This is a genomic window from Gulosibacter sp. (genome assembly GCF_052090685.1).
Lineage (GTDB): Bacteria > Actinomycetota > Actinomycetes > Actinomycetales > Microbacteriaceae > Gulosibacter.
Genome location: NZ_JBQDBE010000026.1, coordinates 15507 through 30312 on the forward strand (window position 1 = coordinate 15507; position 14806 = coordinate 30312).

The window sequence follows — 14806 nt, forward strand, 5'->3', positions numbered from 1 at the left end:
GGGAACGGTCTGCCGCCCCGTTTTCGCGTCTACATTGTTTTTGCGTCCGTGTTAGTTTCTTTTGCGTTCACACGCATTACAAAGGAGGCCAGTACGCAATGACTCGGACACTGTCGTCGAAGTTGAAACTTGTCGTATCAGCTGCCGCACTGGCATCGGTTGTAGCGCTCTCCGGCTGCAGCGTCGTTGAAGATCTGACTGGGAATGGCAGCGAAGTAGATTCCTGCGACACCAGCCAGGATGGCTGCATCGAAGTGTTCGGTCACGCAGATACTTGGCTGCAACCCGAGTATGCGAACGGCATCGCTGCCGCTTGGAGCCCAGGTTCGGAGGATAGCGATATTTGCGGCATCTCCGGATCAATCGCGGTGGTCGGCTTCATGCAGGGCAACAAGGTCTATGAAATCTCCGGCATTGATATGCGGACAGATGAGACGCTGTGGACTATCGACGAAGGCTCTTGCAGTTATTTTGCTGGTATCGGTGGCTCGGTGTTTATCGAGGTCGAAGGCGAGGATTCGGAATATACGCTGACCCAAGTCGATATCGAATCGGGTGAACAACAGGACGTGCACACGGCCGACGAGAATCTTCACGTCGAAGAGGCGTTCGGTGAGCTGGATGACACCTTCTTCCTCACGGTGAACGAAGGCGACGGTAGCGAGGTGTTCGCCATTCACGATGGCGAAGTGCTTTGGCAGGAACCGGTCGGCAGCGATGGCGCGACCCCGACCGTATGCGAATTGCTCGGTGAGCAAATCGGTTGCAACACCACCAGCACCGAGGGTGCAGTCGTTACGGTTCTTGACGCAGAAACCGGCGAGCCCACGCTTGAGTCAATGATGCTTCCGGACAGCGCACTCCAGGTGGCCTGGGCGACTGACGGATTTGTCGCACTCACGAACTTTACGGAACCTCTGCCTGCCTTCGACTTTGACGGGAACGAACTCGACCCCATCGAATTCGGTGGCGTGCCGAACTCGTCCCAACTGTTGCCAACCTCGTTCGTGTCGCTTTCGCAACTTGATGGCAATTCAGTGTTCGCGACGGATGCCGCAGGAAACACCGTGGCGACCGTGGATGAGGATGGCACGGTGGTGCTTGCTGGTGCAGATGACTCAAGGACCCTTGATATCCGAGCATCTTTTGACGCGACAAGCGCCGCAACTGCTGATGGCACGGCCGTACTCGTCAAGGGAACCACCACCACCGCGCAACTTTTCGATCAGGAGGGAAACGAACTCGCTATCGGTGGTCTGTCGACGAGCAACTCCCCGTTCGTAGTGGGCGGAATGCTCGTAGCAGCAACCAGCAGCAAATCGCCCGCTGTTGTTTACCCACCCGTCTGGGAGGAATAAGCAGTCTCGGATGCGCGGCCGGAGCATCCGTGCCTAGGCTAGTGGAATGGAACCAACACGAATCGTCCGACCGTTTGAGGTCGTCAGTGAGTATCAGCCCGCCGGTGATCAGCCGAAGGCGATTGCCGAACTCACACAGCGAATCAACGCCGGTGAAACGGACGTCGTGTTGCTGGGTGCGACCGGTACCGGTAAGTCCGCAACCACCGCGTGGTTGATCGAACAGGTGCAACGGCCCACGCTGGTGATGGCACACAATAAGACGCTTGCAGCGCAACTGGCCAACGAGTTCCGGCAACTGCTGCCAAATAATGCCGTCGAGTACTTCGTCTCCTATTACGACTACTACCAGCCCGAAGCGTATGTCCCGCAGACCGATACGTTCATTGAGAAAGACTCCTCGATCAACGATGAGGTGGAGCGACTGCGGTATTCCACGACGAATTCCCTGCTGTCGCGTCGGGACGTAGTGGTGGTTTCGACAGTGTCCTGCATTTACGGCCTGGGTAAGCCCGAGGAATACTACGACTCCATGCTGGGCCTGCATGTCGGCGACATTATTTCGCGGCAGGATCTGATTCGAAAATTTGTAGCCATGCAATATAAACGCAATGACGTGGCATTTGAGCGCGGCACCTTTCGCGTCAAAGGGGACACGATTGAGATTATCCCCGTATACGAAGAACTCTCGGTCCGAATCGAACTCTTCGGTGATGAGGTGGATGCGATCAGCATGCTCAACCCACTCACGGGTGATGTGGTGCGGGAAGCGGACGCCGTGAGTGTGTTTCCCGCGTCCCACTACGTCGCGAGCGATGATGTGATGCAACGTTCAATGCGCGATATCCGCGATGAGCTGCAGTGGCGGCTGCAACAACTCAAGAGCGAGAACAAGCTGCTTGAGGCGCAGCGTCTCGAAATGCGTACGACCTTCGACCTAGAAATGATGGAACAGCTCGGCTTCTGCTCGGGGATCGAAAACTATTCCCGGCACATGGATGGTCGAAAGCAGGGGGAGCCACCGCACTGCCTATTGGATTACTTCCCCGATGACTTTCTCCTGGTCATTGACGAGTCGCACGTGACGGTGCCCCAGATCGGTGCGATGTACGAAGGGGATGCGTCGAGGAAGCGCACGCTGGTGGACTTCGGCTTCCGCCTTCCCTCGGCATTGGACAACCGGCCACTGACTTGGGACGAGTTCCGCGAACGAATAGGTCAGACCGTGTATCTCTCGGCGACTCCGGCGAAATATGAGTTGTCGCAAGCTGACGGTGTCGTGGAACAGATCATTCGTCCGACGGGACTTGTCGATCCAAGAGTGATCGTCAAACCGTCGAAGGGACAGATCGACGACCTCCTCGAAGAGGTACGCACGCGCGTGGACAAGAATGAGCGCATCCTGGTCACGACGCTGACGAAGCGGATGGCCGAGGACCTTACTGACTTCCTTGGGGAGCACGGCGTGCGCGTACGCTATCTCCATTCGGACGTGGACACGCTCAAACGGGTGGAGCTGCTCAGCGAACTTCGTGCTGGCGCTTACGATGTGCTGGTCGGTATCAACTTGCTTCGCGAGGGACTCGACTTGCCAGAGGTATCGCTCGTGGCGATATTGGATGCGGACAAGGAGGGTTTCCTGCGCTCCTCAACTTCGCTGATTCAGACCATCGGTCGAGCCGCGCGAAATGTATCGGGTGAGGTGCACATGTACGCCGATAAGGTGACAGCGGCAATGAAGCAGGCGATCGACGAAACGGATCGGCGTCGCGAAAAGCAAATCGCGTACAACACGGAGCACGGCATTGATCCGCAACCGCTGCGGAAGAAAATCAACGACATCACGGCAGTGCTCATCCGCGAAGGCCAGGACACCGAAGCACTCTTGTCCGACTCGGGCAATAAGCGGACACCCACACCACGCCTTCAGCGTGAAGGTATCGGCGCGGAAGGTGCTGAAACGCTTGAAGCGCTCATCGCGGACCTTAACGAGCAAATGCTTGCCGCGGCTGGAGAACTCAAATTCGAGCTCGCAGCGCGTCTTCGCGATGAACTGGGGGACCTCAAGAAAGACCTCCGTGCCATCACAACCGCCGGTCACGCAGGGAAGTAGGGATGCAGGACCAATTATTCGGACGAATCAATATCGAATCGCTGCACGGTGGCGGGAATGTTTTCCGCGCAATTCGTGACGAGCCGGGGAGCGCACTCTTTCGAAGCGTTATCGGAGGACTGCTGCTGCTGATCGGCGGTGCTCTTCTATTCGGTTCGGTGTACAACTGGATTACTTTTTTCGGTGGCTCAACCTCGGGAAATGCTGCTGCTTCGGTTCAGGTGCTGGGGAATTTGGTCGCCGGGATTGGCCTCGGCATCATGGGCGCGATCGTATTCAGTCTCGGAATATACATCTTTGTGTCGTACTTTCGCGGTCAATTCGAGACTCAGCGGATGCAAGAGTTTGCCAAGAAGAATGGCTTTCGTTTTATTGGTGCGAGCAGTGGTGCGCGTTATCAAGCGCGGGTATTTCTCCCGAGCGCCGATTCTCGCCGACACTTGAATGTGGTGACCGGATCTATCGGCGACCATAAAGTTGAATTTGGTGACTTCAAGGCCACAGTGGAGAGCCGGGGACGCAATCGCCGCAAGAGCCAGCACACGGTATCGGAATTCGCCTATGTGGCAATCAACCTGGGCGCGAGAGCCCCGAAGCTCGTTCTTGATGCTCAGCGTGACGGCCGCCGAATAAATATCAACGGGATGGTGCGGTATGAACTCGAGGGTGATTTTCCTTCGCATTTCACCACCTGGGTACCGGCAGATACTGAGCGGGACATGCTGGAATTCATGACCCCCGACGTCATGCAGGTGTTCTCCGATTATGGGCAAGACCATGACTTTGAGCTTCTTGGTACGCTCTTGGTCATTATCGCGAATAAGAATCGCATCGGTCGGGTACCGACGATGGCCGGCCTCTTGCAAACCGCGGATCACCTCATTCCGGTGCTCAGACACAAGGCAACTCAGGGGAGCTGGTGATCGGCGAACGGACCCGATCATGGCTGTTCGCTGCTTGAGAGATTGGGCGAACCTGTCGGTGGCTCGGAGTACCCTAGCGGAGTGAACCCACAAGCTTCGAACCAAGATATCGCCAAGTCCATGCTGCGTGTGCAACATGCGCGCGTCCACAATCTCAAGAACGTTGATCTTGAGATTCCGCGAGACAAGTTAGTGGTGTTTACGGGGCTTTCCGGGTCGGGCAAATCATCCTTGGCGTTCGACACAATTTTCGCCGAAGGCCAGCGCCGCTACGTTGAGTCACTTTCCTCATACGCACGGCAGTTCCTCGGCCAGGTCGACCGGCCCGACGTTGATTTCATTGAGGGCCTGAGCCCGGCGGTTTCAATCGATCAGAAATCCACGAACCGCAACCCGCGCTCCACGGTCGGCACCATCACCGAGATCTACGACTACATGCGTTTGCTGTGGGCTCGCATCGGTATTGCACATTGCCCGACCTGTGGTGAGCGAATCACAGCATCGACTGTGCAACAGATTGCTGATGAGCTCATGGAGCTTCCAGAAGGCACTCGCTATCAGCTGCTGGCTCCGGTGGTGCAGCAGAAGAAGGGTGAGTTTGTTGACCTCTTCTCCTCACTGTCACAGCAGGGCTTTTCGCGTGCACTCGTCGATGGCGAACGCATCCAGCTGAGCAATCCGCCGAAACTCAAGAAGTCCTATAAGCACGATATTTCCGTAATCGTCGACCGTCTTGTCGCGAGTGAGGATCTGCTCGGTCGGCTCACCGACTCGGCAGAGACAGCGCTCGGCCTCGCAAACGGTCGGATGCTGGTCCAGTTTGTGGATCGCGAAGGCGATGACGAGTATCGCGGGTTCTCAGAGCAGCTGTCCTGCCCCAACGGTCACCAGCTTGAACTGAGCGAAATTGAACCGCGCACCTTCTCCTTTAACGCGCCTTTCGGAGCCTGCCCCACTTGCGATGGTCTCGGCATCCGGATGGCGGTTGACGAGGACCTCATGATTGGCGACCCCGACGCGTCGATCGCGGAAGGGGCCATTCTGCCGTGGTCGACCCAGGGCAAATCGCTTTACCAGTATTACGAACGCTTGCTCTCGGGTCTCGCAGACGAACTCGGCTTTGACCTCAATACACCCTGGCGAAAACTCCCGAAGCAAGTCCAGCAAACGCTGCTCCACGGCAAGGACTACAAGGTTCGCGTCCGGTATCGGAACCGTTTTGGTCGTCAGGTTACCTACGCATCGGGTTTTGAAGGCGTCGTTCCCTATATCGAACGCCAGCACGCGGAAGCGGAGAGTGATGCGAAGCGCGAACGCTGGGTGCAGTATCTTCGCGAGATTCCGTGTAAGAGCTGTGGTGGGGCGCGGTTGCGCCCCGAAGTGCTCTCCGTCACGGTGAAGGGCAAGTCCATCGCGGACGTCACCTTCATGTCACTGCAGGACAGCCAGACCTTCTTTGAAGACATCGACCTCACCGAGCGTGAAGCCACAGTGGCGGCACAGGTACTTCGCGAGCTTCGCTCGCGACTCAGCTTCCTTACCCAGGTCGGTTTGAGCTACCTCACCCTTGCCCGTGCCGCGGGAAGTCTCTCCGGCGGCGAGGCGCAGCGCATTCGGCTCGCCACACAGATCGGTGCCGGGCTCACGGGAGTGCTCTACGTGCTGGATGAGCCGTCGATTGGACTCCATCAGCGTGATAACCGACGACTTATCGCCACCCTCGAAAACCTTCGGGATCTTGGCAACACACTCATCGTGGTGGAACACGACGAGGACACCATTCGTACGGCGGACTGGATCGTCGACATTGGTCCGGGAGCGGGGGAGCACGGCGGCGAAGTCGTCCATTCAGGAAGCTATGAAGGGCTGCTTGACAACGAGCGCTCAATCACGGGCGACTACCTCGCTGGCCGGCGGACAATTCCAATGCCGAGCAAGCGGCGGAAGATCGATAAGAAACGCAAGCTCACTGTGGTCGGTGCCCGTGAAAACAACCTGCAGAACGTGACCGTTGATTTCCCCCTCGGTGTCCTCACCGTCGTCACCGGAATCTCAGGGTCGGGGAAATCATCGCTCGTCAACGACGTGCTCGAGCGAACGCTCGCTAACCAACTCAACGGGGCACGGGGAGTAGCGGGCAAGCACACGCGGATTACCGGCATCGATCAGCTCGACAAGGTGGTCCACGTCGACCAGGCTCCGATTGGTCGAACGCCGCGGTCAAACCCGGCCACATATACCGGCGTCTTTGACCGCATCCGTAATCTCTTTGCCGAAACACCGGAAGCGAAAGTTCGCGGATATCAGGCTGGACGATTTTCCTTCAACGTCAAGGGCGGACGGTGCGAGGAATGCCGCGGTGATGGCACGATCAAGATTGAGATGAACTTCCTTCCCGACGTGTATGTGAAGTGTGAAACCTGTGACGGCCAGCGGTACAACCGCGACACTCTGCAGGTGCACTACAAGGGCAAGACCATTGCGGATGTGCTGAATATGCCGATTTCCGAGGCGGCAGAGTTTTTTGAGCCGATCACCGCAATTCACCGATACCTCGCAACACTCGTGGATGTTGGGCTCGGGTATGTTCGATTGGGCCAGTCTGCAACGACGCTCTCGGGTGGTGAGGCGCAACGCGTGAAGCTTGCCACCGAGCTGCAACGGCGAACGAATGGGCGGACAGTTTATGTTCTTGATGAGCCCACCACGGGGCTGCACTTTGAAGACGTGCGCAAGCTCATGCTCGTGCTGGATGGCCTGGTTGACAAGGGCAATACCGTGATCGTCATCGAGCACAACCTCGAGGTAATCAAGAACGCAGACTGGATCATTGACATGGGCCCGGAGGGCGGTTCTGGCGGCGGCACGGTAGTGGCCACCGGTAGGCCGGAAGACGTCGCGAAGGTTGTGGAGAGCGCCACCGGTGAATTTCTTGCGGAAGCCCTACTGCCGAAGGAGCTTGCGAGCACATCGTGAGGACCTATCTGGAATGGCGGCCGAAAGCGAGCGACATTCCAACCAGCCCCGGAGTGTATCGGTGGCTCGGTGAGAACGGTCGACTCCTCTACGTAGGTAAAGCGAAAAACCTTCGCGCTCGGCTCACGAATTATTTCGCACCGCTCGAGACCCTGAACGAGCGAACGCGTCGAATGGTCACGAGCGCCGTCGACGTGACGTGGACGGTTGTCAATACGGAGCGCGAGGCGCTGCAACTGGAATACACCTGGATTCAGGAGTATTCACCCCCGTATAACGTGCGCCTCAAGGACGATAAGTCCTATCCATACATGGTGGTCACGCTTGGCGATGAATCACCAAGAGTGATGATGACTCGGAATCGGAAAATCAAGGGTGCGCGTTATTTCGGTCCGTTTCCGAAGGTGTATGCCGTCACCGAAGCCATGAATCTCATGCTGCAGATTTTCCCAATCCGCACGTGCAACAACACAAACTATCGACGTGCCATGCAAACGGGTAAGCCCTGCTTCGCGGGGCAAATCGGGAAGTGTGGTGGGCCCTGTTCGCAAAAAGTCACGATTGCTGAACATCGAAAAGTCGTCGATAAGTTTGTCCATTTTATGGAGACATACGACCGCTCGGTTGCCGATCAACTCACCCGTGAAATGAATGAGGCCGCAGCCGAGTTTCGATATGAAGATGCGGCCAATCTTCGCGACCGTGTGCAAGCGCTCGATACCCTGCTGGAGAAATCCGTTGTCGTCCTCCCTGACTCCGCAGATGCGGATGTCTACGGAATCATTCAGGACGAACTCTCCGCCGCGGTGCAGTTATTCGCGGTTCGACACGGTCGAGTTCGCGGGGTTCGCGGCTGGGTACTCGATAAAGAAATTGATGTCGCCAAGGGAACACTGGTACAGCAAATTCTGCAGGATGTGTACGGCGAACAGAATCAGCGACCCGCGCGCGAGATTATCGTGCCCACGCTGCCCGAAGATGCCGAGGCACTTGCAGAAGTTCTCTCGGAAATCCGCGGGAGCAAGGTGCAACTCCGCACGGCACAGCGTGGCCCGAAAGCGGAGCTGCTCCGTACCGCCGGTATCAACGCAATGGAGGCGCTCAAACAGTACAAGTTACGACGCACGGCTGACTTTGTGGCTCGTACCGATGCCCTCAATGATCTTCGGGATGCGCTCGGAATGACTGAGGCACCGCTTCGGATCGAGTGCTATGACGTCTCCCACCTGCAGGGCACGGGCATCGTCGCATCCATGGTGGTTTTTGACGATGGCCTGCCGAAGAAGCGTGATTATCGGCGTTTCAATATTGCGGACTCGAGGGATGACACCGACTCCATTTATCAAACACTTATGCGGCGCCTCGCGCGCCTCGATGAGGAGGAGGAAGTCCTCGAGGACACACAAGAGGCCATTGAGACGGCCGACACTCCGGTGGTGCAAACGCGTAAATTTGCCTATCGACCGCAACTGCTGCTGATCGATGGCGGGCAGCCGCAGGTGGCGGCAGCAGCGAGAGCTCTTCGCGATAGCGGGGTGCGGGATCAGATTTCGATCGTGGGTATTGCGAAGCGACTTGAAGAGCTGTGGCTCCCGGATGACCCGTACCCGGTGATTTTGCCGCGCTCTTCGGAAGCGCTTTTCCTCGTACAACGCATCCGTGATGAAGCACACCGGTTTGCGATTCAAGCGCAACGAAAGTCACGAAAGACCGACATTCGTACGCAATTGGGCGAGATCCCTGGCATCGGACCTTCGCGAACCAAAGCACTCCTGCGTCATTTCGGCTCGGTGAAGCGGTTGCGTGAGGCCACCGCCGAGGAAATAATGGCGGTACCTGGCATTGGGCTGGAGACTGCGAAAGTCATAGTGCGTACCATCGAAAAGAAGAGTGACTAGGCTATGGTCGTTGCGCGAAGTCAGGGGTGGGGATGTACTCAACGGATGAAACAACTCCGACACTGGAAGAAGGAGAGCGTCAGCAACTCGTCATCGTGACGGGGATGTCAGGCGCTGGGCGATCGACCGCATGTAAGGCTTTTGAGGATCTGGACTGGTTTGTTGTCGATAACCTGCCACCGCAAATGATCCGACCGCTCATTGACGTTGCGAGTAAGGCTCGGGATTCGCTGCCCAAGCTCGCAGTGGCGATCGACATCCGCGGCGGCAGGCTCCTCGAACACTTCAACGCCCTCATCGAAGAACTGCGACACACCTACGACGTGCAAGTGCTGTTCCTCGACGCGAGTGACGAATCACTCGTCCGCCGGTACGAACAGTCCCGCCGACCGCACCCGCTCCAACAAGATGGCACCGTGGTGGACGCCATCGCTACCGAGAGAAATCGCGTGCGTGAACTGCGCAGCCTTGCGGACGTCGTATTCGACACCTCGGAATTGAACGTTCACCAACTCAGTCAGCGAGTGACTGAACGATTCGGCGAACCCGACCACCAGCGAGTCCAAATCACGGTGATGAGCTTCGGATTCAAATACGGCACTCCGACGGACGCTGACATGGTGCTGGACATGCGATTCTTGCCGAACCCGTTTTGGAACCCCGAGCTGCGTCCCTTCAACGGCCGCGATAAGCGCGTGAGTGAATATGTGCTTGAGCAAGAGGGCGCTGACGAGTTTATTAAGCACTTCGACGGACTGATTGCGCCGGTCGTGGAAGGGTATCTCCGCGAAAACAAGCGCCATGCGCTGATTGCGATTGGTTGCACGGGCGGAAAACACCGTTCGGTAGCAATGACCGAGCGATTGGCCAATGAACTCCGTGGCCGCGAGGACGTGACGGTGTCGGTGCGACACCGAGACCTCGGACGCGAGTAGAATCGAAGGCTTGACCCTGAGAAATTCAGCTCGGGAGAATTTAGGTCGCTCGAACGAGAGCACCCCGATGTGGAGGAAAATTGTCGCTTACGGCGCAGGTGAAACAGGAAATCGCGGGAGTGAGTCCGGGGACAAATCAGGCTCGTGCTGCTCAGGTCACGAGCATCCTTCGATTCACCGGCGCCTTGCAGATGATCTCGCATCGCTACATCATTGAAGCGGAACTGGAATCGGAAGAACTCGCGCTTCGACTCGGTCGTGAGATCGGGGCCCTTTACGGCATCCGTGCACGGCTTGGCCGCTCTTCGGGAGGCGCCCAGGGGCAAGCAAGTTACTTCGTTCGCGTCATCGAACAGGGCGACACCCTCGCACGCCAAACCGGGCTCATGGATGGTCGGGGACGCATTGTTCGTGGCTTACCGAATCGACTCACCCTCGGAACCGCAGATCTGCTCGCAGCCACGTGGCGCGGCGCATTCATCGGCGCCGGAACGCTCTCGGAGCCGGGTCGATCGGCTTCGCTTGAGATCACCTGCCCTAACCGAGAGACGGCGATGGCCCTGGTCGGCGCTGCCGGACGCTTGACCATTAGCGCGAAAGCGCGTGAGGTGCGCGGTGTAAACCGCGTGGTGCTTCGTGACGTTGAGGCCATCAACGAGATGCTTTCGACGATTGGTGCCAAGCAAGTTCTGGGTGAATGGGAGAAACTGCGCCAGCGGCGCGAGACGCGTGCCACGGCGAATCGTCTTGTCAACTTTGATGACGCCAACCTGCGCCGCTCGGCGCGCGCGGCGGTCACCGCCTGTGCCCGAGTTGAACGCGCCTTTGAAATCCTCGGGGACGATGTTCCAGACCACCTGCGGTATGCCGGCGAGCTGCGGCTCCAGTTCCGCGAGGCCTCGCTCGATGAACTGGGTCAGCGCGCTGACCCGCCCATGACGAAGGACGCGGTGGCTGGCCGGGTGCGCCGGTTGCTGTCGCTTGCGGATCGCAGCGCGAGTGAGCGGGGGATTCCCGGCACGATGTCGGGCGTACCTGAAGGTGAAGAAATCGACTAATTCTTGGGGAATCGGCGTCCACGGTGACGGGAAAGGACTTAGTAGTTTCGAGGAATCCCGTAACCGAATGTGAGTACCGTAGGTCTCGGAGGAAACTCCCGCGATTGGTCCATCCTGAACCTTTTCGCAGTCGCACTTCCTAAAAGGAGTACCCCTTGACGAAGATCGCCATTAATGGATTTGGTCGCATCGGACGTAGCTTTGCACGTGCGCTGCTCGACAACAGCCACCCCAACCTCGAATTGGTTGCAATCAATGACCTCACCGACAACCTCACGCTGGCACACCTGCTGAAGTACGACTCGACTTCTGGCGTGCTGCCGAATCGAATCACCCACGACGATGACAACATCTACGTGGATGAGCGACAGGTGCACGCGCTCGCAGAGCCCGACCCGGCCAAGCTCCCCTGGGCAGACCTCGGTGTGGAACTTGTACTTGAGTGCACGGGGCGGTTCAACGACCCCAGCAAGGCGCAGGCCCACATCTCGGCCGGCGCGAAGAAGGTGCTCCTGTCTGCGCCTGCGAAGGGACCGGCTCCGACGTTTGTCTACGGTGTCAATCACACGGACTACAACCCCGACACCGATCACGTCATCTCCAACGCATCCTGCACCACGAACTGCCTCGCGCCGCTCGCAAAGGTATTCCAGGACCGGTTCGGCATCAACTCCGGACTCATGACAACGATTCACGCCTACACCTCCGACCAGCGTCTGCAGGATTCTCCGCACAAGGACCTTCGTCGTGCTCGTGCGGCAGCGCTGAGCATTATTCCGACCACCACCGGTGCAGCAAAGGCCGTCTCGCTGGTGATGCCGGAACTCGCTGGCAAGCTTGACGGTTTTGCGCTTCGCGTACCGGTAGAGACCGGCTCGATCACCGACCTCACGGTGCACACCGACCGCGAGCTTACGGTTGATGAGATCAACGAGGCGTACAAGGAAGCGGCCGAGGGTGAGTTCAAGGGAATCCTCAAGTACAACGAGGACCCGATTGTCTCGCGCGACATCATCGGTGAACACCACTCCTCGATTTTTGACGCACCACTGACGCGCGTCCAGGGCAAGCTCGTAAAGCTCTCGGCTTGGTATGACAATGAGTGGGGCTACACCGAGCGACTCATGGACTTTTCCGCATACGTCGCGGACCGCATCTAGATCCACACCAACCACGATTGATACAACACACACGGTAGGAGCAACGAATGGCACTGCGTACGCTTGAGTCTCTTGATGAGCTTTCTGGAAAGCGCGTGATCGTACGATGCGATCTGAACATGCCCCTCAATGATGGGGAAATCACTGACGACGGTCGTGCGCGGGCCTCGTTGCCTACTCTGAGCGCACTGATTGAACAAAACGCCAAGGTGATTGTGATCTCCCACCTTGGTCGTCCTAAGGGCGAACCTAACCCTGAATTCTCACTCGCTCCTGCGGCGGCTCGTCTCGGGCAGCTGCTTGATCAGGACGTCGCGCTGGCCGCGGATACCGTTGGAGAAAGCGCGCGTCAGCTCGTTTCAGGGCTGCAGGATGGCGAGGTCGTCGTACTCGAGAACCTTCGCTTCAACCCCGGTGAGACCAGCAAGGATGAGGCCGAACGAGCGGCATTCGCCCAGCAGCTGGCCGAGTTTGGTGATGCCTATGTCTCGGATGGATTCGGTGTCGTACATCGCAAACAGGCCTCGGTCTACGAGCTCGCGAAGCTCCTGCCTTCTGCCGCTGGCACGCTCGTCGCGAACGAGGTTGAGAAGCTCGACCGCGTGGTCACCAACCCCGAAAAGCCGTTCACGGTGGTTCTTGGTGGTTCCAAGGTGTCCGACAAGCTCGGTGTAATCCAGAATCTGCTTCCCCGCGTTGACCGTCTCATTATTGGCGGCGGAATGCTCTTCACCTTCCTCGCCGCCAAGGGACACAAAGTCGCGAAATCGCTGCTGGAGACTGAGCAGCTCGAGACCGTGAAGGGCTACATTTCGGAAGCCGAGGAGCGCGGCGTCGAGCTGCTTCTTCCTACGGACATCGTTGTGGCGGAGCGATTCGCCGCCGACGCGGCGCATGAAGTCGTGGCCGCCGACAATATCGAAGGCTCATCATTCGGTTCCGAGGGGATCGGTCTCGACATCGGTCCAGAAACTGAAAAGGCATACGCCGAAGCAATTCGTTCCTCCAAGACGGTATTCTGGAACGGTCCAATGGGTGTGTTTGAGTTCCCCGAGTTCGCTTCGGGAACCGCAGAAGTCGCCCAGGCACTCACCGCAGTGGACGGTCTTTCGGTCGTTGGCGGTGGCGACTCCGCGGCGGCGATCCGCACGCTTGGATTTGCCGATGACGAATTCGGCCACGTTTCAACTGGTGGCGGTGCGAGCCTCGAACTCATCGAGGGCAAGCGTCTGCCGGGACTGGAGGTCCTTGGATGGTAACCACACGTACCCCGCTCATGGCGGGAAACTGGAAGATGAACTTCAATCATCTTCAGGCGATCGCATTCGTGCAGAAGCTCGCTTGGACCTTGAAAGACGCGAAGCACGAGTATGAGCAGGTTGAAGTCGCGGTGTTCCCGCCGTTCACTGATCTCCGCAGCGTCCAGACCATCGTGCAAGCCGACAAGCTCGACATCGAATACGGTGCACAGGATCTTTCCGAGCATGACTCCGGCGCCTATACCGGCGATATTTCTGGAGAGTTCATCGCCCAACTCGGAGCACGCTACGTGCTGGTCGGCCACTCCGAACGCCGAACCATCCACGGCGAGAGCGACGAGGTGTGCAAGGCCAAGGTGGATGCGGCCATCCGTCATGGCCTGGTGCCGGTGCTGTGTGTTGGCGAGAGCCTTGAAGAGCGTGAAAGCTCTGATAACCCAGCGGATGTTTCGATCGCTCAGCTCAAAGCGGCACTTGCCGATGTGAAGCCGGGTACGGACATCGTCATCGCCTATGAGCCCGTGTGGGCAATCGGTACCGGGAAGGTCGCCACAGCTGAGCAAGCACAGGAAGTGTGTGCGGCCATCCGGGGTGCCCTAGGCGAACTGCTCGGTGAAGAGTCAGCCGCGCAGACCAGGATTCTCTACGGCGGTTCGGTGAAGCCGGCAAATGTTGCCAGCATCATGCGCGAGCCGGATATTGACGGTGCTCTCGTCGGTGGCGCAAGCCTCAGCATTGATGACTTCGCGTCAATCATTCGCTACCACTCGCACGTCGGCACGTAGATTCAGCAATATCGCCTATACTCGGACGGGGTCGAAAGGCCCCGTCCTCTTGTTTTCCCGCTGAAAGGCCCTCGTGGATATTCTCCTCGTCATCCTGCAGGTGGTGCTCGCAATCACCAGCGTGCTCCTCATTCTGTTCATCCTGCTGCACCGTGGTAAGGGCGGTGGCTTGAGTGACATGTTCGGCGGTGGGGTGACCTCCAGTGCTTCCTCCTCGGGTGTCGCGGAAAAGAACCTCAACAGAATGACAACGTGGACTCTCGTGATCTGGGTCCTCGCTATCGTCCTTATGGGCGTACTGAGCCGTTTTGCCACGCCTGGGATGTACTAGTCCGAAAAGC

11 protein-coding genes are annotated in these 14806 nt (G+C 58.0%); all 11 read left to right on the forward strand.

All coding sequences use genetic code 11. The features are described from left to right. Nucleotides 1-98 precede the first annotated feature (98 nt). Complete coding sequence (locus ACTHXA_RS13795) at nucleotides 99-1358, forward strand: hypothetical protein (RefSeq protein WP_441673352.1); 1260 nt, start codon at nucleotides 99-101, stop codon at nucleotides 1356-1358. 46 nt (nucleotides 1359-1404) lie between these two features. Beyond that, entirely contained in the window at nucleotides 1405-3471 is a 2067-nt protein-coding gene (uvrB, locus tag ACTHXA_RS13800) for an excinuclease ABC subunit UvrB (RefSeq protein ID WP_441673354.1), read from the forward strand. 2 nt (nucleotides 3472-3473) lie between these two features. Continuing rightward, complete coding sequence (locus tag ACTHXA_RS13805; protein ID WP_441673356.1) at nucleotides 3474-4394, forward strand: hypothetical protein; 921 nt, start codon at nucleotides 3474-3476, stop codon at nucleotides 4392-4394. Nucleotides 4395-4514: 120 nt separating this feature from the next. Continuing rightward, nucleotides 4515-7370, forward strand: coding sequence for an excinuclease ABC subunit UvrA (uvrA, locus tag ACTHXA_RS13810; protein WP_441673390.1), 2856 nt, complete (start codon nucleotides 4515-4517; stop codon nucleotides 7368-7370). Then, a complete protein-coding gene (gene uvrC / locus ACTHXA_RS13815; RefSeq protein WP_441673358.1) occupies nucleotides 7367-9268 on the forward strand; it encodes an excinuclease ABC subunit UvrC in 1902 nt (633 codons plus the stop codon). Before uvrA ends, uvrC begins: the two co-directional genes overlap by 4 nt. A gap of 32 nt (nucleotides 9269-9300) precedes the next feature. Next, nucleotides 9301-10203: an RNase adapter RapZ gene (gene rapZ, locus ACTHXA_RS13820; RefSeq protein WP_441673360.1), complete on the forward strand. Its 903-nt coding sequence runs from the start codon at nucleotides 9301-9303 to the stop codon at nucleotides 10201-10203. Between the two features lie 80 nt (nucleotides 10204-10283). Further along, a complete protein-coding gene (gene whiA / locus ACTHXA_RS13825; RefSeq protein WP_441673362.1) occupies nucleotides 10284-11261 on the forward strand; it encodes a DNA-binding protein WhiA in 978 nt (325 codons plus the stop codon). A gap of 155 nt (nucleotides 11262-11416) precedes the next feature. Then, nucleotides 11417-12421, forward strand: a complete 1005-nt coding sequence (gene gap / locus ACTHXA_RS13830) for a type I glyceraldehyde-3-phosphate dehydrogenase (protein WP_441673364.1) — start codon at nucleotides 11417-11419, stop codon at nucleotides 12419-12421. 47 nt (nucleotides 12422-12468) lie between these two features. Next, nucleotides 12469-13680, forward strand: coding sequence for a phosphoglycerate kinase (locus tag ACTHXA_RS13835; RefSeq protein WP_441673366.1), 1212 nt, complete (start codon nucleotides 12469-12471; stop codon nucleotides 13678-13680). Next, nucleotides 13674-14465 carry a triose-phosphate isomerase gene (gene tpiA, locus ACTHXA_RS13840; protein ID WP_441673368.1) on the forward strand — a complete coding sequence of 264 codons (792 nt, stop codon included), beginning with the start codon at nucleotides 13674-13676 and terminating at the stop codon, nucleotides 14463-14465. Before ACTHXA_RS13835 ends, tpiA begins: the two co-directional genes overlap by 7 nt. 73 nt (nucleotides 14466-14538) lie before the next feature. Beyond that, nucleotides 14539-14796 carry a preprotein translocase subunit SecG gene (gene secG, locus ACTHXA_RS13845; protein WP_441673370.1) on the forward strand — a complete coding sequence of 86 codons (258 nt, stop codon included), beginning with the start codon at nucleotides 14539-14541 and terminating at the stop codon, nucleotides 14794-14796. Nucleotides 14797-14806: the final 10 nt, after the last annotated feature.

Coding starts and splice junctions, on each gene's coding strand:
- ACTHXA_RS13835 (WP_441673366.1), top strand. CDS start 12,469: ATGGCACTGCGTACGCTTGAGTCTCTTGATGAGCTTTCTGGAAAGCGC.
- uvrB (WP_441673354.1), top strand. CDS start 1,405: ATGGAACCAACACGAATCGTCCGACCGTTTGAGGTCGTCAGTGAGTAT.
- rapZ (WP_441673360.1), top strand. CDS start 9,301: ATGTACTCAACGGATGAAACAACTCCGACACTGGAAGAAGGAGAGCGT.
- tpiA (WP_441673368.1), top strand. CDS start 13,674: ATGGTAACCACACGTACCCCGCTCATGGCGGGAAACTGGAAGATGAAC.
- ACTHXA_RS13795 (WP_441673352.1), top strand. CDS start 99: ATGACTCGGACACTGTCGTCGAAGTTGAAACTTGTCGTATCAGCTGCC.
- uvrA (WP_441673390.1), top strand. CDS start 4,515: ATGCTGCGTGTGCAACATGCGCGCGTCCACAATCTCAAGAACGTTGAT.
- ACTHXA_RS13805 (WP_441673356.1), top strand. CDS start 3,474: ATGCAGGACCAATTATTCGGACGAATCAATATCGAATCGCTGCACGGT.